The sequence below is a fragment of the Myroides sp. C6-3 genome, from assembly GCF_050522425.1.
In the GTDB taxonomy this organism is placed as follows: domain Bacteria; phylum Bacteroidota; class Bacteroidia; order Flavobacteriales; family Flavobacteriaceae; genus Flavobacterium.
Map to the genome: position 1 here is coordinate 70306 of NZ_JBMVQP010000001.1, position 22679 is coordinate 92984.

Here is a 22679-nt window from a genome sequence, read left to right on the forward strand (position 1 = left end):
GTTTATGACAAAAAATACAGCCAATAAAACTATTCGCTGTATTTTTTATAGTGTATCATTAGTATTATAAATCAAATTTAACGCCTAAGGTAAACTTAGGTTGGTAGTATTCCATTTGCATCACGCGATTACTTACGCCTTGATAGTATCTCAACGGTTGATTAGTCAAGTTATTGGCTTCGGCGAATACACGTAAATACGAGGTGATTTTATATGACGCATTGGCATCTACAAACAATTGTTTGTCATAGTAGCTATCTTCAAAGCTATTTCCACCTAATGCATCCAAATAATCCGAAGCGTAATTCAAGGAAACACGTGCAGAGAAGCGCTCATTTTCCCATGAAAGTGACCCATTAAACATATGAGGAGCTGATCCAGGTAATTCCATATTTTTTCTCAGTTCTCCATCTGCATTGGTAATTCCCTTCGCTTCTGAATGTGTGTAGGTATAGTTTACATAGATTCCCAACCCTTTGAAAAACTTACCTGGAATAAAATCTAATTGTCGTTGAAAAGCAACCTCAACACCGAATAAATTCACTTGATCTCCATTGCGTTGTTGAGTAAATTTCCAGTTCTCACCTGCCTTGATTGGGTTTACTTGATCTGGAAAAGCCGCATTAAAATGATCTTGAGTAAAAGATCCCGAATGATACGTATAGATAAAGTCATTTAAGTTTTTGTAAAACACACCCGCAGAAAACATCCCCACAGACTGGAAGTATTTTTCTGCCATTAAGTCAAAGTTATAAGCATACGTTGCTTTCAAATCAGGATTACCTGCTGCAATTGCATTGTCTTGAGACACTACACTAATATAAGGGGCTAAAGCGTAGTAATCAGGTCTGGCTAAGGCAGTAGTAAAAGCTGCTCTATAAATCCAATCACTATCCGTTTGATATTTAAACGTCAAGCTAGGCATTACATTGGTATAGCTGTTGGTGTTGTTTACTTCTCCCACTAAATCACTTTCGTCTACAATGTGATTTCCAGTATAATCAATACTGGTGTGCTCCACACGTGCCCCTACAATCATCGATACATTCTCGTTAAAATCTTGGTCCCAACGAATGTAGCCCGCGTATATTTTTTCTTTCGCCTTGTAGTTTAGTGCTAAATACTCTTCTGGTTTAGCTTCTTTTTCAAATAAGCTAGCGTTGTTTACATCCAATCCTCCTAAATACTGATTAGAAGCAAAATATCCAGGTACATATCTACTTCCTGCTTGAAAATTTGTTCCTTCATAAAAATGGTGTGGTACTTCAGCTAATCCTCCAATTGCATTCGGTGCGATTGGCGTATATTCATAGAACATATTATCGCGTTTTTTGTCTTTTAAACGCAAGCGTCCACCAAAGCGCAAACGCCCTTTTTGATCCTCAATTACAGAAAATGGAATTCGGAAGTTTAATTTAGCTCCAAACTCACTGTCTTTCGTGAAATTGTGATTTTCCGTTAATTTTCTAAAGCTAAAATTTTCAGGTGTATCCTTTGCAGCAGTGAGTAAAGGGAAATTGCCATCCGATAAATCCTCTACCATCGCTACTTTTTTATTCTGAAAATCTAAATAACGCTCACCAGGTCTGTCCTCTGATGCACGAGCGTAATTCACAGACCAATCCATATCTAAATTACTCGACCATAAATGCGTACCACTTAAGGCGTAATTTTGTACGCGTTGATCTTCCAAACGGGTGTTTTTATTGCGACTATTGTCGATTCCGCCTTTTGTCTCTCTTCGAATATCACCTTTATACCCTATGATGTTGTTTTCTGTATTGTACTCAGGTGTAATTCCTCTATAACGCACACGGTATCGATTTTCTCTATCGTCTCTCCAGTTGTAGATCGCACTGGCATAAATCGTATGGTTTTCGTTAATTTTGTAGTCAAAAGCTCCCGAGAAACTACGACGTACACGTTGTACATCGTATTTTCTAATATCGTACTCACTGATGTAAACGTTGTTGTGTTCGTCTTGATCCCAAACAGCTTCTACGTTATCAGATCCAAAGTTATTGTTGTTATAGGACCCACTTAAAATCATTCCGAATTTTGAATCAAGAAAGCGATTGCCGTAAACGAAACTTCCAATGTAATTTCCCTTTTCTCGAATCGGGTTATATCCTCCAGCTACTGTTGCAGAGATACGCTCTCCATAGGGCGATGCACGTGTAATTAAATCAACTGATCCTCCAATAGCATCGGCATCCATATCTGGGGTTAAGGTTTTATTTACTTCAATAGAAGAAATCATATCCGATGGAATTAAATCCATCTGCACATTGCGGTTATCTCCTTCAGCTGAAGGAATTCGGTCTCCATTTAACGTCACTGAGTTTAAGCTAGATGCCAATCCTCTTATTACGATATTACGTGCTTCACCTTGGTCGTTTTGCATAGTAATTCCCGGTACGCGTTTTAGTGCATCTCCAATATTCGAGTCGGGAAAACGCCCTACTTGATCTGCGGAAATGACATTGGTTACATTGGCGTTGTTCTTCTGCTGATTCAACGCTTTTGCTTGTCCTTTTAAGCGATCGCCAATAATGACAATTCCCTCCAACGTTTGAATATCGGTAGTCAAACTTAGGTTAACTACGGTATTTTGTCCAGCTGTTACCGCTACAGTCTGTTCGATGGGAGCGTATCCCATATAACTAACAGATAAGGTATAATCTCCCCCTGGTATGTTTAAAAATTCAAAGTAACCATTGGTATCACTAATGGTATATTGTTTTCCATTATTTAGTAACACAGCCGCTCCTGGTAGTGAGCTTTTATCTGTTGCATCAATTACACGCCCAGATACAATACCGTGTTTTTTCTCTGCATTTTGCGCCTGTAAGGTCCATGCCAAACAAAGGGTAAAAAATAAAAATAAGTATTTTACTTTCATCATAATAACATTGAATTGTTTTAGGCAAACTTACCCTTACCCCTACGAAAGAGTGTTTCTATATTGTTATGATTGCGTTTCGGTTTTGTTTATTGTGTTAAAGAATAGGTTGTCTTTTTAAGGGAATGTTAGTTGTTCGTTGTGGGTTGTTCGTTGTCTGCTGAACACCCCTAAATACTGCTGACCGTTTTTAATCCTTAACTTACTAAAGGATAGTAATACTTAGTATAAGTTTGCGCTATTTTTTGAAAAGCGCTACAATAAAGAATAGAATTAGCACGTATGGTTGTACAGTTACAGTAGGACGAGACATAATTTGTTTAAGATGAGTCCATAATGAGTCCATGAAGGTATATTTGACTCATATTAAGGAAGGGCTATCTAGGATCACTTCTTGTTTTGAAGCAATTAGTTGAATGTTGCTTTTTGAGTAGGAAAATCGATTAAAAACAGCCCTCTTTGTTTTAAGCTATTCAAACGCCTAACATCTCATCGTCTCATCTAAAAGATGATCACTTTTATTTTGACCTATTCAAACACCTCACCGATACTTATAAACAAAAAAGAGGCTATGCATCACATAACCTCTTTTATCTCGTAAAATCAAATTCTACATTTGACTTTCTTCTAACTGTTGTTTTTTAGCTTTCTTCTCTTTTAAGAACTCAATTGTACCTCCAGTTGCCCAGTAGCAAGCGAAACCAATCAAGAATATTAAAAGCCAAAATGCCATTGTAATAACGGTCATGGCTACGATGAAACCTAAATACTGTTGAAATTCAAACATTTTATTCCGGATTTTTTTTTTGTATACGTCCCAAATATACATCCTTTTCTCGATATGACAATACCTCCTATTTTATTTTACCCCTTCTTTAGAATCAAACTAAATAATTCAGTATCTTTAAGGTAATTTTAAATACAAATCACATCATGGACTATAGAATAGAGAAAGACACCCTTGGGGAAGTTCAAGTACCCAAAGACAAGTATTGGGGCGCACAAACGGAACGTTCGAGAAATAACTTTAAGATTGGCCCTGAAGCCTCAATGCCGCATGAGATTATTGAGGCTTTTGCCTATTTGAAAAAAGCAGCTGCTTATGCCAATTTTGATTTAAAAGTATTGAGCCAAGAGAAACGAGATGCGATTGCACAAGTATGCGAGGAGATTATTGCAGGAAAACTGGATGATCAATTTCCTTTGGTAATTTGGCAAACGGGTTCAGGTACGCAATCCAATATGAATATCAATGAGGTGATTGCTAATCGCGCACAAGTATTGGCTGGTTTTGGCATTGGCGAGGGAGAAGCTGTATTGAAAGCCAATGACGATGTAAACAAATCTCAATCTTCCAATGACACCTACCCTACGGCTATGCATATTGCGGCTTACAAAGCAGTGATCGAATCGACAATTCCTGGGGTGACGCAATTAAAAAACACGTTAGCTATAAAAGCGAAGGAATACAAAGACGTGGTAAAAATTGGACGTACCCACTTAATGGATGCGACGCCTCTAACGTTAGGGCAAGAAATCTCCGGTTATGTTGCTCAGTTAGAACACGGCTTAAAAGCGCTCCAAAATACGTTGCCACACTTAGCGGAATTAGCCTTAGGTGGAACAGCAGTAGGCACGGGATTAAACACACCGGTAAATTACGATGTGGTGGTTGCCAAACACATCGCAGATTTTACCAAATTGCCTTTTGTAACGGCTCCAAATAAATTTGAAGCACTAGCGGCTCACGATGCCATTGTAGAAACGCATGGTGCCTTAAAGCAATTAGCAGTTTCCTTATACAAAATTGCCAATGACATCCGCATGTTGGCTTCTGGTCCTCGTTCTGGAATTGGTGAGATTATTATCCCTGCCAATGAACCAGGATCTTCTATTATGCCTGGTAAGGTAAATCCAACCCAATGTGAGGCTTTAACGATGGTGGCTGCTCAAGTATTGGGGAACGATGTAACTATTTCCTTTAGTGGTACGCAAGGGCAATATGAATTGAATGTATTCAAACCTGTGATGGCAGCTAACTTTATTCAATCCGCTAAATTAATTGGAGATGCTTGTGTGTCTTTTGATGAACATTGTGCACAAGGTATTGAACCTAACCACAAACGCATTCAAGAACTCGTTGATAACTCCTTAATGCTCGTAACGGCGCTCAATACTAAAATTGGTTATTACAAAGCTGCTGAAATTGCACAAACGGCTCATGCCAATGGCACAACCTTAAAAGAAGAGGCTGTTCGTCTGGGCTATGTAACGCCAGAAGATTTTGATCTTTGGGTAGATCCAAAGAAAATGATCGGGAATTAGTTTACGGTTAACTGTTAACCGTTATAGAAACTATTTTAATTAAAAACGAAAAAAGCAGTAGATTTCTTTCTACTGCTTTTTTTTATTAATGCGAAAGGTGTTCTACATCTTCCGGTTTGTGCTTGTATTTAAAGACAATCGCAAATAAAATCGTTACCACTAAAGAGAACAAGGCGAAGATTATCCATGAATGTCGCCATCCTTCTACTTGAAGTATTAAATCTTCTTGGCTGTATACGTAGTGATTCACCACAGCTTGAGCCAAGAACATCCCGATGGTTGCACCAAACCCATTGGTCATCATCATGAATACCCCTTGAGCAGAAGAGCGAATATCTTCACTCGTTTCATTATCTACATATAAAGACCCCGATACATTGAAGAAGTCAAAAGCGATACCGTATACGATCATCGATAAGATAAACATCCAAACTCCATTTCCTGGGTCTCCTAATCCGAATAAGCCAAAGCGCAATACCCATGCAATCATCGACATCAACATAACCACTTTAATTCCAAAGCGCTTCAAGAAGAACGGAATCAATAAAATACACAGGGTCTCTGAAATTTGAGAAAGCGAGATTAAGGCATTGGCATTACTTGCTCCCCAAGTACTTGCATATTCAGGAATTTGTTTAAACGTAGTTATGAAAGGATTAGCATATCCATTGGTGATTTGCAGTGATACCCCTAATAGCATAGAGAAAATAAAGAAAATCGCCATTTTCTTTTGCTTGAACAAAGCAAAGGCTTTTAAGCCAAAGGCATCTGCTAAACTGCGTTTTTCACTTGTTTTATTCACTGGACAATTCGGCAAAGCAAAGCTGTATAAAAACAGAATTACCCCTAAAAATCCAGATACATAAAACTGGTGATAATCTTGTTGGAAACTAATAAAGCTAGGACTACTACTAAAGTTAAAACCAAGAACTCCTTCCGTATATCCAAAGAAGTTTACAAACAACATGGCGATGATAAAACCAATGGTTCCAAATGTTCGAATGGGTGGAAAAGCTTTAATTACATCCAATTGATTTTGTTTTAACACCGTGTACGCTGTAGAATTGGAAAGGGCGATCGTTGGCATAAAGAAAGCTACACTAATGGTGTACAGGGTAAAAATGGTAGTAAAATCTACATGTTCTCCCGATACATAACCATAATATCCTGTAGCAAACATAAAAAGAGCGGCTAACAAGTGGTTAATTCCCAATAAACGTTGTACAGGAATCCAGCGATCTGCTACGATTCCCATGATTGCAGGCATGAAGATAGACACAATTCCCTGCATAGCATAAAACGAACCAATTTTAGGTCCTAATCCTATAGATCCTAAATAGTTTCCCATTGACGTTAAATAAGCTCCCCAAACAGCAAATTCGAGGAAGTTCATAAACGTAAGTTTTAATTTCACATTCATAATTCTATGGTGTATAGTGTATGGAAATAAACAGCATTGGGATTTCCTTCTTGATTATTTCCGTCCATCGTTTTTAAATTCTTTCTTTTACTAATTGGAGGATTAAATCAAATTGCTCTTCTCTCGATAAATCTGAATTATCAATTTCAATAGCATCTGTTGCTTTTACTAGAGGAGAATCTTCTCTGGCAGTGTCGATTTGATCTCTTTCCACTACATTGCGGAAAACTTCTTCGTATTCGACCTGGTCATTCTTTTCTTTTAGTTCTTTAAAGCGTCTTTCTGCGCGAATTTCTGGTGAAGCAGTCATAAATATTTTCAGCTCTGCATCAGGGAAAACAACTGTTCCGATATCCCTACCATCCATCACAACACCTTTAGCTTTACCCAGGTTTTGTTGTTGTTCAACTAATTTTCTTCTCACTTCCGATACAGCAGCGATTTGACTTACAAATTGCGACACCTCAAGTGTACGGATGAGTTCTTCTACATTTTCATTATTTAAATAAATATCGGCATACCCTTTGGATACATTGTATTCAAAGTGAACATCAAAAGTATCTAACAGCTCCACTAATCGAGCTTGATCAAAACTTTTGGTTGAGATCAGTCCTTTGCGCATGGCAAAAAGCGTCACTGCACGATACATTGCACCCGTGTCAATATAGATATACCCCAATGACTTGGCCAATGCTTTTGCTAACGTACTTTTTCCTGTAGAAGAAAAACCGTCAATTGCTATAGTTATCTTTTTCAAATTTGAAAAATTTACAATTAATTCATATCAAAACAAACACCAAACATACTTGTGTTTGCTGCTGTGGTTTGGCGTGCATAAGAATAGTTGAATTTAAAGCGTTTGAGTTGTAAACCAACGCCCGCAGAGATTCCAGCGAAATGCCTATTGTCGACGATTCGCAATTCTTCCCCCTTTCTGAAGTTATAGCCCAAACGGACTTGGAACTTCTTTCTGGGAAAAAGTTCTACTCCAACAATGAAATGCCTAAGGGCATTATTAAAAAAACGGACCTTTTCTTCTTTGAATTCTTCGTCTATAGACGTAGTTCCCCTATTGGGGTTTGAAAAGGACAAATCCCATTGTTGTAAATTATCTATTGTAATGTGCCAACGCAAAGGTACGTTTTCTAATTCTTTCGAAACAGAAATTGCAACATCTAATGGTAATTTTTCTCGATAATCTGCATAGGTCTTTAGCTGAGCTCCCAGATTACGGGCAGTGAAGGCAAAATCCCATTGTCCGATTTCGTCTCTATAGCGCACACCTAGGTCTATCGCAGCACCAATCGATTGATACGACTCTAAAGCCGAAAAAACGAATTTTACATTTGCTCCAACATACCAATCTGACTGCTCTATTTGATAGGAAGATCCCATCGTCAGAGCTACTTCATTCCCTTGAAAACTACCTGTATAGCTACCAAATTCGTCATATCCTTCCATATCGCCATAGTTGAGATAATTGACTCCTACAAAGAGGTTGTGTTTGGATCGAAAAGTCTTGGAATAGCCCAAAGAACCATAATTGGCAGCGCCATACACCCGACTAAAACTCGCCTCGAGTTGGTTGTTCATGCCTTCATTAATCAAAGCAGGATTCCAAAATGCTTGACTTACATTAGTGGAAGAAGTGAAATTTTTCCCGCCTAAAGCCGCCTGAACAGGTGATGAAGGCAAATTCAAAAACTGATAGGTATAATCAGCCCCTACTTGGCTATAGGATTTAAACGATAGCAAGCAGATCACGGTCAAGCCTATCCACGATATTGAATTCCTCATGAGACGTTTGTATTACGTCGCTAATATATTACATTTTCAAAAACAATTGTAAAAGTTTGTTCAGCGTGAGGTTTGTGCTTTGTGAGGTTTGTGCTTTGTGAGGTTTGTGCTTTGTGAGGTTTGTGCTTTGTGAGGTTTGTGTTTTGTGAGGTTTGTGTTTTGTGAGGTTTGCTCATCGTGAAGTTTATCTCCTTGGTTAATATTTAGCTCATTAGGTTAATATTTTATTTTCGTATTCGATGAATCTACGATTCTATTTGCTCTTTGTAGAGCATGGACAACTTCACAAAGAGCAAATAACAAAGGGTGACCTTTTGGGACACCCTCTTTTATTTTGTTTATACACCTAGTGTAAAGTTACGCTTTCTCTACCCTAAACTGTTTTGCTTTTTTTACTTTTTCGTCTAAAAGGGCTATTTTCAAAACTTCATCCATACGATCAACATAATGAAAGCTCAAGCCTTTTACATAGTCGTCTTTAATTTCTTCAATATCCTTTCTATTCTCTTTACACAAGATAATTTCTTTGATATTAGCTCGTTTTGCCGCCAAGATTTTTTCTTTAATTCCACCAACAGGTAATACTTTTCCTCTTAGGGTAATCTCTCCGGTCATTGCTAAATTTTTCTTCACTTTTCGCTGAGTAAATGAAGAAACCATAGATGTTAGCATGGTAATACCTGCACTTGGTCCATCTTTTGGCGTAGCTCCTTCAGGAACGTGAATATGGATTTTATAATGTTCAAATACATCTGCGGCGATTCCCCATTCATCAGCATGTGCTTTGATGTATTCCAAAGCGATTGTTGCTGATTCTTTCATCACAGTACCTAAATTACCTGTAATACTCAAACCTCCTTTCCCTTTCGAAATAATAGATTCAATATATAAGATATCTCCACCAACGCTAGTCCAAGCTAAACCTGTAACCACACCTGCAACGTCGTTATTTTCGTATTTATCAGCCTCAAATCGAGGAGTACCTAATATTTTTCGAATATCTTCTTCTGTCACTTTAGGATTAAACTCTTCTTCTAAAACAATCTTTTTAGCAATACCTCTAGCTACATGAGCTAGCTGTTTATTTAATCCACGTACCCCAGACTCACGTGTGTAATGCGTTACGATAAACTCCATTTGTTTTTTACCGATCACTAAATCCTTAGCAGTAAGTCCGTGTTCTTCTACTTGTTTGGGCAACAAGTGTTGCCTACCGATTTCTACTTTTTCTTCAATAGTATAGCCCGTCATTTCAATGATTTCCATACGGTCTCTCAACGCAGGCTGAATGGTTGACAAACTATTTGAAGTAGCGATAAACATTACTTTAGACAAATCATATCCCATTTCAAGGAAGTTGTCATAAAAATCGCTGTTTTGTTCGGGATCTAATACCTCTAGCAAAGCAGAAGATGGGTCTCCCGTATTACTAACCGATAATTTATCAATTTCATCTAATAAAAAAACAGGGTTTGATGTTCCAGCTTTTTTCAAACTTTGAATGATACGCCCTGGCATCGCACCGATATACGTTTTTCTGTGTCCTCTGATTTCTGCTTCATCGCGTAAGCCACCCAAAGAAATTCGGATATATTCACGCCCTAATGCTTTAGCAATAGACTTTCCGATAGATGTTTTACCCACCCCTGGAGGTCCATATAAACACAAAATAGGAGCTTTCAAGTCATTGCGCAGTTTCAATACAGCCATATGCTCTAATACTCTTTTCTTCACGTCTTCGATCCCGTAGTGATCTTTGTCTAATATCTTTTGAGATCTTTTGAGGTCAAACTTATCCTCTGAATATTTTTGCCAAGGTAACTCAAGCAAAAGTTCAAGGTAATTGCGTTGAATACCAAACTCAGCTACTTGGGGATTCATGCGTTGCCATTTCATCAATTCTTTGTCGAAACGCTCTCGAACCTCTTTGCTCCACTTTTTATCTTTGGCTTTTTTGCGCATGTCTTCGAATTCCTCCTCATTTGAAAAACCACCCAATTCTTCTTGAATCGTTTTCATTTGCTGGTGAAGGAAGTACTCTTTTTGTTGCTGATCGAGATCAATACGCACTTTGGACTGAATTGTATTTTTCAGTTGTAATTTTTGCAATTCAACATTCATTAGACGCAACGTTTCATACGCGCGTTCGTTTAGATTATTGATGTGCAACAGTTTTTGTTTATCTTCTACCGTTAGATTGAGATTAGATGAAACAAAGTTAATTAAGAAAGAATTACTTTCAATATTCTTTACTGCAAAAGAAGCTTCTGTAGGAATATTGGGATTTTCTTTAATAATTTCAACCGCGAGTTCTTTGATTGAATCTACAACAGCTAAAAACTCAGGATCATCCGCTTCTGGACGTATTTCCTCACATTCTTTTACAGTAGCTGTTAAATACGGTTTTTCAGCAATCATCTCCACAATTTCAAATCGCTTTTTACCTTGTAAAATTACCGTTATATTACCATCAGGCAACTTGAGAACTTTGATAATACGCGCGACTGTTCCGTGGTGGTGAATATCATTCATACCAGGATCCTCTGTATCTTCATTGATCTGTGCTACAACTCCAATGCTTTTGCCTTTCTTATTTGCTGCTTCAATTAACTTAATGGATTTATCTCTTCCTGCGGTTATTGGAATAACCACACCTGGAAATAGCACCATATTGCGTAAAGGCAAGATGGGCAATTCTACAGGAAGCTCTTCATTGTTCATTTCTTCTTCATCCTCTTGACTTAACAAAGGAATGAATTCAGAATCTCCATCTAAGAAATCATCAAGCATCAAATTATCTAATGTTATTATTTTTTGGTTTGCCATATTATAAATATCACGTCATTTTGTCAGTAGCCTTCATTCTAAAATCATCATCAAAAACCCTAAGTCATTAATAATCAACAAAAATAGCTACAAACTAGTTTCATACTACTGTAGTAGTTCAATCTTTATGCCATAAAAAAACCTTGCATAAAGCAAGGTCTTATGTCAGTTTTTTTATGTCGTCCACTATTATAATTCAATAGGACCATTACCATCTCCAGGACCAGGTGTTACTATCGATTCTTTCATCCTTAGGTTTGCACTAAAATCACCAAATTCTAACGTAATAACATTTCCATCTTTCGATTTTAATTTAAACAAAAACTTACCTGTAAAAATTGTTCTTTCCTGTATTCCACTTGATTCGATAGTTTCAATTTTAAATGAGCTTCCGCCTAAATCTTTAGCCTCTGCATCAGCGTAGTACTTCACTCCATTTTCTGAAGTATACACTACGTCTACATCATCGTAACCGTAAGCGCCTACAACTGCTTCTTTTGGAAAGCTAATTTCAATAATTCTCTTGCGCAAAGATGAACTTTCTGCTTTAAGCACAACTTTTCCATTTTGAATATCACCTTGTGGATTTGACACCACCAAAAGGTCTTTCATTTCTCTATTGTCTAACGTAGCGTATACAAATCCGAATTCGCTTTGTACTCCTACTCTTTTGTATGGGATATTCTTGAATTCACCTGATATATTAAAAGATCTCAATAAAGCTGTATTTGTAGGATAAGGATTTACCAAACTATTGTACGAACCACTTACGAGCATTGCTTCTTTATCAATCTTTGTAATTTTAATCATTCCATTGTTTTTCTTTGGATCCAACATATCCAAAGAACTAAATGCATCATAAGAACCTTCTCCTGTTTTCAATAGATAAGTCATCGGATTTAGATTCGTTGGAAAATTACCTTCTTGGAATCGCAACACTTTGAATTCAAACTTTTCATTCCCCTCATCTATCCAATCCAACAATAAAGTAAATTCACCATTGACGTCTAGTTTGGCAATGAAATTTTCTTTTTCAATACGTGTTGTATCAGGCAAAGTAAGAGAAACAAATGTTGGTCCCTTATAATTTGGATCACTTGAAAAGTCACTATTATCGGAACTACTACAAGATGCCACTAATCCACCTCCAACAGTCAAGATGCTTATACCCATCAATATCGAATAAATTCTCTTCATAATTTCATATTCTAATTACAAATTCAAATATATATATTTTAATAGATTTTAAAACTTTTTTAACAAAAAATATTTAACAAAAAATACTCTATTTTATTTCTTCTTCTCGTTTACACGCAATAATAAGAAAAAACCAACGATAAAAAAGAGAATAAGAAATAAAATCGCATTCTGCATTTTACCTGTTAAGTCACTAATTAGTCCATAGATAGACATTCCTACGACAATACCTATTTTTTCTGTTACATCGTAAAAACTAAAAAAGGAAGTGGTATCTGTAGTTTCAGGCAACAACTTCGCGTACGTAGAACGAGAAAGGGACTGAATTCCTCCCATCACTAATCCAACAAAAGCTGCCGCAACGTAAAACTCATTTGGAGAAATAATGGTATACGCATAGATACAAATAAAGACCCACAAAACATTCAAAACACAAAGTGTATAAATGTTACCAATGCGCTTAGACAAACTAGAGGTTGCAAATGCACCGACAATAGCAATGAGTTGAATCAGCATAATACTGACGATAAGCCCCATGCTTCGCTGTCGTTCATCTTGCCAGGCAATTTCCTTTTCACCAAAGAAAGCAGCAATAATCATCACGGTTTGCACAGCCATGCTATAGACAAAGAACGCAACTAAATAGCGTTTTAGTATGCGTTGTTCTTGTAAGAGCACCATGACTTTCTTTAATTCTGTAAATCCTTTAAATACGATTCCCTTAGACAGTTTCTTGTCATTTTTAAAATCAGGTAATCTTCGAAAGGTGATTTGGCTGAACGCAATCCACCAAACTCCTACTAAAATGAAAGACATTCGCATAGCTTGTTGTCCGTTGTCAAAACCTAATTTTTCGGCGTTCATGACCAACGCTAAGTTGAGAATTAACAAGACCACACTTCCCACGTACCCCAAGGCGTATCCTTTAGCGCTGATGCGATCTTGTTGCTCTTCATAGGCAATGTCAGGTAAATAGGAATTATAGAAGACTAAACTTCCCCAAAAACCAATTAATCCCATCATATAAATAAACAAGCTCAATCCAAAATAGTCTAGGCTAAAAAAATACAACAACATACAAGAAACTGAGCCAATACCACAAAAGAGCTTCATGAAGAACTTTTTAGTACCCAAATAATCTGCGATTCCCGATAATAGTGGAGAAATAAAAGCAATGATTAAAAACCCCAAAGCGGTGATATAGCTAATAATACTTTCGCTATTCATAGAAACACCGAAGAAAGTATACTGATCTATTTTTTTGGCTCTGAATAACATTCCATAGTAAAGTGGGAAAATAGAAGATGATATCACTAGCGGATAAACTGAATTCGCCCAATCGTAAAATGCCCAAGCATTTAAAAGTTTGGCATTCCCCTTTTCAAAATTTTTCATTCTACAGGTTCTAAATGGGCTACTAAAGTAAAAAAAAGCTACCTCTATGGGTAGCTTTTTTCTGTATATTTTAAAAGTTCACGCCAAATTTAGCAGCTTCTGCCTTGGCAGCAGGAATTAATTTCTTTAAATCTTCAATGCGTTGTTGATTGGAAGGGTGCGTACTTAAAAAAGATGCTCCTCCTCCTCCATCGCCGCTATTTGCAGCCATTCGGCTCCAAAAGTTTACCGCTTCATCCGGATTATACCCAGCAATAGCCATCAAAGTTAAACCGATTTTATCTGCTTCACTTTCGTTACTACGGCTAAACGGCAACATCACTCCATATTGACTTCCCAATCCAAAAGCCATAGCCAGGGCTTCCTTCGTTGATCCTTTGCTATTTGCTGTCGCTGCATCTAGTCCAACTGCTGCTGCCTGCTGTAACATTGCCGCACTCATACGCTGCTGACCGTGATTGGCCAAAGCATGTGAAACTTCATGTCCCATAACCGTTGCAATTCCAGCATCCGTTTGACAAATTGGTAAAATACCAGTAAAGAATACAATCTTTCCCCCTGGCATACACCAGGCATTTACCTCTTTGTCATCGACTAAATTATACTCCCAACGATAGTCGTCCAAGTACTTTGGATAACCATTTGCCGTCAACCACTTCTCGGCAGCTATGCGGATCTTGTTTCCAATATCTTCAATTCGCTTTGCATCTTTCGTTCCTTTAACGACTTTATTTTCTTTTAAGAACGCTCCATACTGCTGGAAAGACGATGGAAATAAAGAAGCATCCGATACAAATGCCATTGTACTCTTCCCACTAAACGGATTGGTCTTACAACCACTTAGCAATAGAAGAACCCCTAAAGTTAAAGCTAGTTTTCTCATTCCTTTTTTTTATCAAAATTAAAACTATTCTGTTATGTTTAACAAATGAAATCGACTTTTTGTTTTTATCTATTTAGATCCCATCATAAAAAAACAAAAAAGCATCCTTCAAAAAGTCTCCCAATATATTTTGTACTTTTGTTTGAAATGTTGGTAAATAATGCAAGACAATACAAAAAAGGTAAAACACTCACTAGAAGTACCTAAATCGATCATTTGGACAGGGAAGTTTTTACAATTTTTCTCCCTTTCACTCGCTGCAAAATTCGCACAGAATCTCTTTATAACACCGATTAAATTCAAAACGCCTAAAAGAGAAAAAGAAATGCTATCCAAAAGCAAACGAACGAAGTTATACGTCAATACCATCAAAAAAGACATTGTTGTATACGAATATGGAATCAACAAAAAAGCAACAAAAAAAGCGTTGCTCATTCACGGTTGGAATGGCAGAGGCACTCAGCTTGTCACTATTGCTCATATATTGATCAGACAAGGTTATGACATTGTGAGTTTTGACGCTCCTGGTCATGGTTTTTCACCGAAAACCAAAACCAATTTGACTGAATTTATCGCCTCTGCTTTTGAAATAGAAAAACAATTTGGTCCTTTTGACCTTGTGGTTGGGCACTCGTTGGGAGGCATGACAACCATCAATGCTTTACGCGATGGTTTACAGGCAAAGAAAGCAATTATCATTGGCAGTGGAGACGTTGTACAAGACGTCATTGAAGACTTTGTGAAACAAATTCAACTCAAACCTGCAATTGCACAGATAATCAAAGTGCGTTTTGAAAAACAATTCAACCGCACAATGGATAGTTACTGCGTACATAAGGCTGCAGAGCACTTAACCATTCCCTTGTTAATCGTGCATGATGAGGATGATATTGATGTACCCATTAAAGCGGCGTATCAGATTAAAAAGCACGCACCGACAAGTCAGTTGATGGTAACGACAGGTTTAGGTCACCGCAAGATATTAGGAGACAAAAAGGTAATCGAACGCATTCGCGACTTTACACAAGAAAACAACTAAGTACAACAACATGAAAAAAGACAAACACACAACAGAGCAAGAATGGCAGGAAATACTAACACCAGCACAATTTTATGTATTGAGAGAAAAAGGGACAGAACGACCTTTTACAGGAGAATACAATGACTTTTATGAAGAAGGACAGTACGCTTGCTCAGGCTGTAGTCAAGTTTTGTTCGACTCCAGCACCAAGTTCAACTCACATTGTGGATGGCCTTCATTTGACCAAGCCATAGAAGGAAGTGTAACTTATATTAAAGATTTATCACATGGAATGGTTCGTGTGGAAGTCGTTTGTTCCAATTGTCAAGGCCATTTAGGTCATGTATTTCCTGATGGACCACAAGAAACGACAGGACATCGTTATTGCATAAACTCAATTTCGATCAAGCATCAAAAGTAGGCAACGTATTAGTTCTAGCTAAGGATTTTCTTGTTTGAACTAATACAAGAGTTTTACTTCTTTCAAATCAAATTCTCTTTTCGTAGTGTCCTCCATCTCAATCACTAACTTCCCATAAGACGTTACATCTCTTATTATTCCATTAAAGCGATCACCTTGAGGTAATTCAAAAGCAGACACTCTGTCTTTTCGATATAGATGAGTTTTATACGCTTGCCACATAGGTACACTATTTTCCTCACTCAACTGCTGATATCCCAAAGCTAACTCCTGCAACAACGCGTGAAAGAGTTCTTCTTTATTCAGCTGTCTTGCAAGCAGGACCGAGAGTGAGCTTGCTTTGCTCATAGCGGTAAAGTTCTTTTGATTAACGTTGATCCCAATTCCCACAATTGAGAATACTTCCCCCTTGTGTTTGATAATATTCTCAATGAGTATGCCACAGATTTTCTTCGTACAAGACAAAATGTCATTTGGCCATTTGATAAAAAATGGCAGGTCATACATTTTTTTTAAGGTGCGAACAACGGCCAAGGCAACCATAACATTTAAGTCAAAAACACGTTGAATCGACGTAGGTTTATTTTTCAACAACACACTAAACGTCAGGTTACTACCCGCTTCAGACATCCAACTAGAGCCGCGTTGTCCCTTACCTGCAAATTGATTTTCCGCCACAACAACGGTGAAATTTTCTAAATCACAAGTTGTTAACATCTCCCTTAAATAGGTGTTTGTAGACGCCGTGGCATCGAGTTTGATAATATTCATATAAAATTATTGTAGTCTAATCAGAAGCGATTCACTATATTTGAACCCAAAATTAGGAAACATATTTTTGTTAACTTGAAGAAATTTAGATAAAATCAATAAATGACAAACAAAACTATCAACAACGACGAATTGATTGCTAATATTATCAAAGGAATTGAAGCTGTAAAAGGGGAAAACACAACAATTTTAGATTTAAGAGAAATAGATAACACACCTTGTGATTACTTCATTATATGTGATGGAAATTCGAATACGCAGGTCAATGCGATCGCGGGTTCAGTTCAAAAAATTGTATCAAAAGAATTACACGACAAACCTTGGCATGTTGAAGGGGAAATAAATGCGGAATGGATTTTAATGGACTACGTTAATGTTGTGGTACACGTATTCCAAAAATCGATTCGTGAATTTTACAACCTAGAGAGCTTGTGGGGAGACGCAAAGATTACAAATATCAACAGCCAATATTAAACCTTAAAATTTATTCTTCATGGCGGGAAACATAAAACCAAACCAAAACAAACCCAAATTTAGTCCGTGGATATTGTACGCGAGTATTGTGGTTATTGTATTGGTTATAAACTTTTTATCAAACGGAAGCGGTGTTGGAGATTCCAAACAACTGAGTTTGTCTAAATTCTTCGATTACCTTAAAGAGGGGAAAGTTGAAAAGGTAGAATTCAATCGTTCTGTTGCTAAAATATATTTGACCAAAGACGCTTTGCAGAGCAAAGACTTTGAAGAATTACAAAGAAAATCAATCTTAGGTAAAGAGAATACAGGCCCTCAGTTTGTAACAGAAATTGGCAACTCAGAAATTTTCCAAAAGAAATTGGATGAGGCTGCTGGTGAGGGCAAACTAGTCGAATACAAATCAGAAGCTGAAAGCAATTGGGGTGATTACTTCATAAGCTTCTTGCCTATCATCATTATCATTGGTTTTTGGCTATTCATGATGAAAAGAATGACTGGCGGCGGCGGCGCTGGTGGCGGCGGACAGATTTTCTCTATTGGAAAGTCGAAAGCAAAACTCTTTGACGAAAAGAACGACATTAAAGTTACTTTTAGTGATGTTGCAGGACTAGAGGGAGCAAAAGAAGAAATTGTAGAAATTGTAGAGTTCTTAAAGAACCCAGAAAAATACACCTCAATTGGTGGAAAAATTCCAAAAGGAGCTCTTTTGGTAGGACCTCCAGGAACAGGTAAAACACTATTAGCTAAAGCAGTTGCTGGTGAGGCAAAAGTACCTTTCTTCTCGTTATCTGGTTCTGATTTCGTAGAAATGTTTGTTGGAGTTGGTGCATCACGTGTACGCGATCTATTCAAACAAGCGAAAGAAAAATCACCAGCTATTATCTTTATTGACGAGATTGACGCTGTAGGTAGAGCACGTGGAAAAAGCAATTTCTCTGGTTCAAATGACGAAAGAGAAAATACGCTAAACCAATTGCTGACAGAAATGGACGGTTTCGGCTCACATACAAACGTAATTGTATTGGCCGCAACTAACCGCGCTGAAATCTTAGATAAAGCACTTTTACGTGCGGGTCGTTTTGACAGACAGATTTACGTTGATCTTCCAGATGTTAAAGAAAGAGAAGCTATTTTCAACGTTCACTTGCGCAATATTAAAAGAGTAGACAACTTAGATATCGACTTTTTAGCGAAACAAACACCTGGATTCTCTGGTGCTGATATTGCTAATGTTTGTAACGAAGCGGCTTTAACCGCGGCTCGTAAAGACAAGAAAGAAGTAGATATGCAAGACTTCTTGGATGCTGTAGACCGTATTATTGGTGGATTAGAAAAGAAAAACAAAATCATTACACCAGAAGAGAAATATGCGATTGCTATACACGAAGCAGGTCATGCTACGGTAAGTTGGATGTGTGAACACGCAGCACCACTAGTAAAAGTGACTATTGTACCGCGTGGACAAAGCCTAGGAGCTGCATGGTATTTACCCGCAGAAAGACAAATTGTCCGCACAGAACAAATGCTAGATGAAATGTGTGCTACTATGGGAGGTCGTGCAGCTGAAAAAATTGTCTTTGACAAAATTTCTACTGGCGCCTTAAGCGATCTTGAAAAAGTAGCTAAACAAGCTAGAGCTATGGTTACCGTTTATGGATTAAACGATAGACTTGGAAATATTACGTATTACGATTCATCAGGTCAAAACGAATACAACTTTAGCAAACCTTATTCAGAAGATACTGCTAAAGTAATTGACGAAGAAATCTCAAAATTGATTGAAGGCCAATACGAGCGTGCTCAAACCATTTTAACGGAACACAAGGATAAATTAATTCAATTAGCCGATTTACTTTGTGAAAAAGAGGTTATTTTCCAACAAGATTTAGAAAATATCTTTGGCAAAAGACCTTTCGATCCAGTTGAAACAGTAGAAAACACAATTCAACCTCAATCGAATAGCGAAGAAACAATTGCTTAGGTAAGCATAATATGACAAACCATATAAAAATCTTAACTTAAAGACTCTTTTAAGTTAAGATTTTTTTTATCTTTGAAGATAATACAAACCATCTATTTCGACACTTAACCTATGAGCTTTCTAAAGAAGTTAATTAGCGGATTTATGTCAAAACAAAACAATGAAGAAAACGGTGATCAAAAAAGCCAATATCTTCCAGAGACTGTTATGCCTGTTGATGACTTATTCACTGTTAATTTTAAGAATAACGGTGGTAAGTTCTTGTATTGTGATACACAAACAGAATTACACGAAACCTTTGTCAATGTATTAGTGGAAAATGATTGGTTTGAAAAAGAAGCCCTAACACATGAAAATCAATTTCATTCACTTTTAAGGGATAATAATATTAAATATATCAACTCAAAGCAACCGCTTTTTTTTGTTTCCTCCTGTGAAAGTCTAATTGCAGATGACGGAGCAATTTTATTTTGCGAAAAGCAACTGAGAGATTACAAACCGCACGAAATCCCAGACAACATAATTATTATCGCCGCAACCAGTCAAATTACTCGAACAAAGAGTGATGGTTTACGCGAGATAAAAAGAAAGTACAGCAGTTCTTTGCCCACTAATATTACGGCCATTAATTGTTTTAAACCGTCTGCCAATCAAGATTTCTTAAGTTATGGCAGATCTCCTAAAAACTTATATTTACTTTTATTAGAAGATCTCTAAATTATGTCTGAAACCGTTAAAAGAGCAATATCTGGAATTGTGTATATTGTTCTCCTACTAAGTGCAACTTTATACGATGCGCTAACCTTCAAAATACTTTTTAGTTTTTTTATGGTTGTAGCAGCTTATGAATTCGCACGCTTACTACAACTATCCAAGTACTTTTGTGTAGGGGTTAGCTTATTAGCCGTATTAGCCCTATTTCAATCGGTGGTAGCTTTACCTATTAACGCCTTAGTCATTGTTACTTTTTTAATACTCCTAGCGATTACAGCTGAACTATTTACCACAAGAAAACCTAACCGCAGTCTTCCAATCAAGATTGTTCTTTTCTTAGGATACATCATTGGAACATTCTTAGCCTTTTTACACCTTCCTTATACCGCAGAAGGTTATCAACCTCAAATCGTTATTGGTATCCTTATTTTAGTATGGACCAATGATACATTTGCTTATATCGTTGGTAAAAAATTCGGTAAACACAAGTTGTTTGAGCGTATATCACCCAAGAAAACTATTGAGGGTTTACTAGGCGGGATTGTCTTCGCAATTATTGCTTCACTCGTATTAAATCAGTTTTTTACCTCATTAAATGTGTATATTTGGATTGCAAGTGCTATTTTTGTAGGACTATTTGGAACGCTAGGCGACTTGGTTGAATCCCATTTCAAAAGAGAAGCAGGTGTAAAAGATAGTGGTGCTATCATGCCTGGCCACGGAGGTATACTAGATCGTTTAGACAGTATCTTGTTTATCTCACCCTTTTTATATATAATTTTTCAAATTTTATAAGTCATGTTTCATAAAGAAGGAACTAAAATTATTTTTTTCTCGTTAGTAGTCGCTGTAATCATTATTGTAGTTTTTGATTATTTTATAACGATTGATTGGTTAAGAATGACTTTGTCATCTATTATTCTAGCACTGCTAATCTTAGTATTGCAATTCTTTAGAAATCCAAACAGATCAATTACACCCAATGACCAAGTAATTGTAGCACCTGTGGATGGAAAAGTTGTTGTGATAGAAGAAGTTTATGAGCCTGAGTACTTTAAAGATAACCGTTTAATGGTTTCTATTTTTATGTCGCCCATCAACGTACACGTTACGCGTTATGGATTAAGCGGGTTAATTAAATACAGCAAATACCACGCAGGAAAATACTTAGTAGCTTGGCATCCAAAAGCAAGTGAGGAAAACGAAAGAACAACCGTAGTTATTGACAACCCTGTTTATGGAGAGGTGATGTACCGTCAAATTGCTGGTGCATTGGCGAAACGAATTGTTAACTACGCACAACCTGGTATGCAAGCCATTCAGGGAACAGATGCTGGATTTATTAAATTCGGATCTAGAGTAGATCTATATTTACCTATTGGAACAAAAGTAGATGTAGTACTCAACCAAAAAGCGATCGGTAACAAAACGGTAATTGCAAAAAAATAGGAATGAACGAGCAACTAGATAGAGACTTCTTAGAAGCTTATGAGCGAATTTCAAAAGAAGCTAGAAATTTAGCTCCCGATGTTATGCTGCGGATTTACGCCTATTACAAACAAGCGACTAATGGTTTAAGTCACCAAGACTTTGAACATATGTCTCACGATTTGAAAAAGGCCTTTAAGTTCAACGCATGGACACAAGTTAGTCACTTATCCACTGAAGAAGCTAAAGCAGAATATATTAGAATTGCCCAAACAATTTTGACCAAAAAATGAAAAAAATCAAGTCGTTAAACCTAGCTTTTTACTTCCTGGTGTTATTAGCGGCATCTTGTGGCAAAAAAAATGACCTCATTGAAGTCGAAATTCCCAAAAGGGAAACGTTTATTGTTGAAAAAAAATCAGTCTTAGGTCAAGAAAAGGTTAAAACCAAACAAGGTCCTTTTGACATGAATCCGCTTGCCTTTCAATATGAAGAGCTAAGTGATTTGTTTACACCTGAAGATTTAGCGTTGCACTATGGAGAAATACATTTAAACTATGCGAATCGCTTAAATACAGCTATTCACAACACTCCTTTTGTAACTGATAGCCTTGTGGGTATCTTAAGCAAAGTAACGTCTACACAAGTAGAAATAAACCATCTAGCAAGTGCTTATTACAACCATAATTTCTTTTGGCAATCCATAAGTAAAACAACGACAACAAGTCCAAACACAACCTTGTCGGCCATGATTACTTCTAGTTTTGGTTCTTACAATAATTTAAAAGCTGAAATTACAAGAATAGGTGTTGAATTTGAAGGTTCGGGTTGGTTGTGGCTTCTTGCGGATCACCGCAATAACCTCACTTTACTAACCACAGAAAACAATACAAACCCAATTACATTGCGAATGGGTAAACCCCTATTAGTTATTGATTTATGGGAACACACTTATTTAGCTTCCTATAAAAACGATAAAGAAAAATACATTAAGGCACTTCTACCTCATTTAAATTGGGAATTTGCCAATCGAAGATTGAGCGAGTAGTGATGAGTAAACAATAAAAAAGACGAAAGAGTTATCTTTCGCCTTTTTTATTGTTTACTGTTCGTTGTGTTCG

Annotated in this window: 20 protein-coding genes; 10 read left to right on the plus strand and 10 right to left on the minus strand. The window is 37.0% G+C overall.

Going from position 1 to position 22679, the window contains the following annotated elements; genetic code table 11:
* Window positions 1–64 precede the first annotated feature (64 nt).
* Window positions 65–2902 carry a TonB-dependent receptor gene (locus tag ACPDG9_RS00365; protein ID WP_430525998.1) on the minus strand — a complete coding sequence of 946 codons (2838 nt, stop codon included), beginning with the start codon at window positions 2900–2902 and terminating at the stop codon, window positions 65–67.
* A gap of 610 nt (window positions 2903–3512) precedes the next feature.
* Window positions 3513–3689 (minus strand): hypothetical protein, encoded by a 177-nt coding sequence (locus ACPDG9_RS00370; RefSeq protein ID WP_182625717.1) that lies wholly within the window; start codon window positions 3687–3689, stop codon window positions 3513–3515.
* 146 nt (window positions 3690–3835) lie between these two features.
* Here ACPDG9_RS00370 and fumC point away from each other — a divergent pair, with 146 nt between their 5' ends.
* Window positions 3836–5227, plus strand: a complete 1392-nt coding sequence (gene fumC / locus ACPDG9_RS00375; RefSeq protein ID WP_430525882.1) for a class II fumarate hydratase — start codon at window positions 3836–3838, stop codon at window positions 5225–5227.
* A gap of 85 nt (window positions 5228–5312) precedes the next feature.
* Here fumC and ACPDG9_RS00380 read toward each other — a convergent pair whose 3' ends face one another.
* From ACPDG9_RS00380 to ACPDG9_RS00410, 7 genes are all read right to left on the minus strand, one after another.
* The gene (locus tag ACPDG9_RS00380; protein WP_430525883.1) at window positions 5313–6647 is read right to left on the minus strand and encodes an MFS transporter; all 1335 of its coding nucleotides are present in this window, start codon (window positions 6645–6647) and stop codon (window positions 5313–5315) included.
* Between the two features lie 73 nt (window positions 6648–6720).
* Window positions 6721–7404 (minus strand): (d)CMP kinase, encoded by a 684-nt coding sequence (gene cmk / locus ACPDG9_RS00385; protein WP_430525884.1) that lies wholly within the window; start codon window positions 7402–7404, stop codon window positions 6721–6723.
* A 17-nt stretch (window positions 7405–7421) separates the two neighbouring features.
* On the minus strand, window positions 7422–8444 hold the full coding sequence (porQ, locus tag ACPDG9_RS00390; protein WP_430525885.1) for a type IX secretion system protein PorQ: 1023 nt from the start codon (window positions 8442–8444) through the stop codon (window positions 7422–7424).
* A gap of 357 nt (window positions 8445–8801) precedes the next feature.
* Window positions 8802–11270: an endopeptidase La gene (lon, locus tag ACPDG9_RS00395; protein WP_430525886.1), complete on the minus strand. Its 2469-nt coding sequence runs from the start codon at window positions 11268–11270 to the stop codon at window positions 8802–8804.
* Between the two features lie 189 nt (window positions 11271–11459).
* On the minus strand, window positions 11460–12467 hold the full coding sequence (locus tag ACPDG9_RS00400; protein WP_430525887.1) for a hypothetical protein: 1008 nt from the start codon (window positions 12465–12467) through the stop codon (window positions 11460–11462).
* Between the two features lie 93 nt (window positions 12468–12560).
* On the minus strand, window positions 12561–13862 hold the full coding sequence (locus tag ACPDG9_RS00405) for an MFS transporter (RefSeq protein WP_430525888.1): 1302 nt from the start codon (window positions 13860–13862) through the stop codon (window positions 12561–12563).
* Between the two features lie 70 nt (window positions 13863–13932).
* Window positions 13933–14745, minus strand: a complete 813-nt coding sequence (locus ACPDG9_RS00410) for a M48 family metalloprotease (RefSeq protein ID WP_430525889.1) — start codon at window positions 14743–14745, stop codon at window positions 13933–13935.
* Between the two features lie 160 nt (window positions 14746–14905).
* Here ACPDG9_RS00410 and ACPDG9_RS00415 point away from each other — a divergent pair, with 160 nt between their 5' ends.
* Window positions 14906–15784 (plus strand): alpha/beta hydrolase, encoded by an 879-nt coding sequence (locus ACPDG9_RS00415; RefSeq protein WP_430525890.1) that lies wholly within the window; start codon window positions 14906–14908, stop codon window positions 15782–15784.
* A gap of 10 nt (window positions 15785–15794) precedes the next feature.
* Window positions 15795–16187 (plus strand): peptide-methionine (R)-S-oxide reductase MsrB, encoded by a 393-nt coding sequence (gene msrB, locus ACPDG9_RS00420; protein WP_430525891.1) that lies wholly within the window; start codon window positions 15795–15797, stop codon window positions 16185–16187.
* Between the two features lie 39 nt (window positions 16188–16226).
* Here the strand turns inward: msrB and ACPDG9_RS00425 are convergent, their stop codons facing one another.
* Window positions 16227–16958, minus strand: coding sequence for a biotin--[acetyl-CoA-carboxylase] ligase (locus tag ACPDG9_RS00425; protein ID WP_430525892.1), 732 nt, complete (start codon window positions 16956–16958; stop codon window positions 16227–16229).
* 102 nt (window positions 16959–17060) lie between these two features.
* On the opposite strand from ACPDG9_RS00425, the gene rsfS reads away from it, so the two are divergent.
* The 7 genes from rsfS to ACPDG9_RS00460 all read left to right on the plus strand — a co-directional run bounded on the left by rsfS (window position 17061) and on the right by ACPDG9_RS00460 (window position 22606).
* A complete protein-coding gene (rsfS, locus tag ACPDG9_RS00430) occupies window positions 17061–17432 on the plus strand; it encodes a ribosome silencing factor (RefSeq protein WP_158961357.1) in 372 nt (123 codons plus the stop codon).
* Window positions 17433–17451: 19 nt separating this feature from the next.
* On the plus strand, window positions 17452–19416 hold the full coding sequence (gene ftsH / locus ACPDG9_RS00435; protein WP_430525893.1) for an ATP-dependent zinc metalloprotease FtsH: 1965 nt from the start codon (window positions 17452–17454) through the stop codon (window positions 19414–19416).
* A 144-nt stretch (window positions 19417–19560) separates the two neighbouring features.
* Window positions 19561–20133 carry an LUD domain-containing protein gene (locus tag ACPDG9_RS00440; RefSeq protein WP_430525894.1) on the plus strand — a complete coding sequence of 191 codons (573 nt, stop codon included), beginning with the start codon at window positions 19561–19563 and terminating at the stop codon, window positions 20131–20133.
* A 3-nt stretch (window positions 20134–20136) separates the two neighbouring features.
* Window positions 20137–20925 carry a phosphatidate cytidylyltransferase gene (locus ACPDG9_RS00445; RefSeq protein ID WP_430525895.1) on the plus strand — a complete coding sequence of 263 codons (789 nt, stop codon included), beginning with the start codon at window positions 20137–20139 and terminating at the stop codon, window positions 20923–20925.
* A gap of 3 nt (window positions 20926–20928) precedes the next feature.
* Window positions 20929–21579 carry a phosphatidylserine decarboxylase family protein gene (locus tag ACPDG9_RS00450; RefSeq protein ID WP_430525896.1) on the plus strand — a complete coding sequence of 217 codons (651 nt, stop codon included), beginning with the start codon at window positions 20929–20931 and terminating at the stop codon, window positions 21577–21579.
* 2 nt (window positions 21580–21581) lie between these two features.
* Window positions 21582–21851 carry an acyl-CoA-binding protein gene (locus ACPDG9_RS00455; RefSeq protein ID WP_430525897.1) on the plus strand — a complete coding sequence of 90 codons (270 nt, stop codon included), beginning with the start codon at window positions 21582–21584 and terminating at the stop codon, window positions 21849–21851.
* Window positions 21848–22606, plus strand: coding sequence for a superoxide dismutase (locus ACPDG9_RS00460; protein WP_430525898.1), 759 nt, complete (start codon window positions 21848–21850; stop codon window positions 22604–22606). The genes ACPDG9_RS00455 and ACPDG9_RS00460 overlap by 4 nt, the downstream gene beginning before the upstream one ends.
* Window positions 22607–22679: the final 73 nt, after the last annotated feature.

What these genes read in the sequence shown, in the direction of transcription:
- ftsH (WP_430525893.1), top strand. Translation starts at nt 17,452, where the DNA reads ATGGCGGGAAACATAAAACCAAACCAAAACAAACCCAAATTTAGTCCG.
- ACPDG9_RS00410 (WP_430525889.1), bottom strand. Translation starts at nt 14,745, where the DNA reads ATGAGAAAACTAGCTTTAACTTTAGGGGTTCTTCTATTGCTAAGTGGT.
- ACPDG9_RS00445 (WP_430525895.1), top strand. Translation starts at nt 20,137, where the DNA reads ATGTCTGAAACCGTTAAAAGAGCAATATCTGGAATTGTGTATATTGTT.
- msrB (WP_430525891.1), top strand. Translation starts at nt 15,795, where the DNA reads ATGAAAAAAGACAAACACACAACAGAGCAAGAATGGCAGGAAATACTA.
- ACPDG9_RS00440 (WP_430525894.1), top strand. Translation starts at nt 19,561, where the DNA reads ATGTCAAAACAAAACAATGAAGAAAACGGTGATCAAAAAAGCCAATAT.
- ACPDG9_RS00400 (WP_430525887.1), bottom strand. Translation starts at nt 12,467, where the DNA reads ATGAAGAGAATTTATTCGATATTGATGGGTATAAGCATCTTGACTGTT.
- ACPDG9_RS00405 (WP_430525888.1), bottom strand. Translation starts at nt 13,862, where the DNA reads ATGAAAAATTTTGAAAAGGGGAATGCCAAACTTTTAAATGCTTGGGCA.
- porQ (WP_430525885.1), bottom strand. Translation starts at nt 8,444, where the DNA reads ATGAGGAATTCAATATCGTGGATAGGCTTGACCGTGATCTGCTTGCTA.
- rsfS (WP_158961357.1), top strand. Translation starts at nt 17,061, where the DNA reads ATGACAAACAAAACTATCAACAACGACGAATTGATTGCTAATATTATC.
- ACPDG9_RS00415 (WP_430525890.1), top strand. Translation starts at nt 14,906, where the DNA reads ATGCAAGACAATACAAAAAAGGTAAAACACTCACTAGAAGTACCTAAA.
- lon (WP_430525886.1), bottom strand. Translation starts at nt 11,270, where the DNA reads ATGGCAAACCAAAAAATAATAACATTAGATAATTTGATGCTTGATGAT.
- ACPDG9_RS00370 (WP_182625717.1), bottom strand. Translation starts at nt 3,689, where the DNA reads ATGTTTGAATTTCAACAGTATTTAGGTTTCATCGTAGCCATGACCGTT.
- ACPDG9_RS00455 (WP_430525897.1), top strand. Translation starts at nt 21,582, where the DNA reads ATGAACGAGCAACTAGATAGAGACTTCTTAGAAGCTTATGAGCGAATT.
- ACPDG9_RS00365 (WP_430525998.1), bottom strand. Translation starts at nt 2,902, where the DNA reads ATGAAAGTAAAATACTTATTTTTATTTTTTACCCTTTGTTTGGCATGG.
- ACPDG9_RS00425 (WP_430525892.1), bottom strand. Translation starts at nt 16,958, where the DNA reads ATGAATATTATCAAACTCGATGCCACGGCGTCTACAAACACCTATTTA.
- fumC (WP_430525882.1), top strand. Translation starts at nt 3,836, where the DNA reads ATGGACTATAGAATAGAGAAAGACACCCTTGGGGAAGTTCAAGTACCC.
- ACPDG9_RS00380 (WP_430525883.1), bottom strand. Translation starts at nt 6,647, where the DNA reads ATGAATGTGAAATTAAAACTTACGTTTATGAACTTCCTCGAATTTGCT.
- ACPDG9_RS00460 (WP_430525898.1), top strand. Translation starts at nt 21,848, where the DNA reads ATGAAAAAAATCAAGTCGTTAAACCTAGCTTTTTACTTCCTGGTGTTA.
- ACPDG9_RS00450 (WP_430525896.1), top strand. Translation starts at nt 20,929, where the DNA reads ATGTTTCATAAAGAAGGAACTAAAATTATTTTTTTCTCGTTAGTAGTC.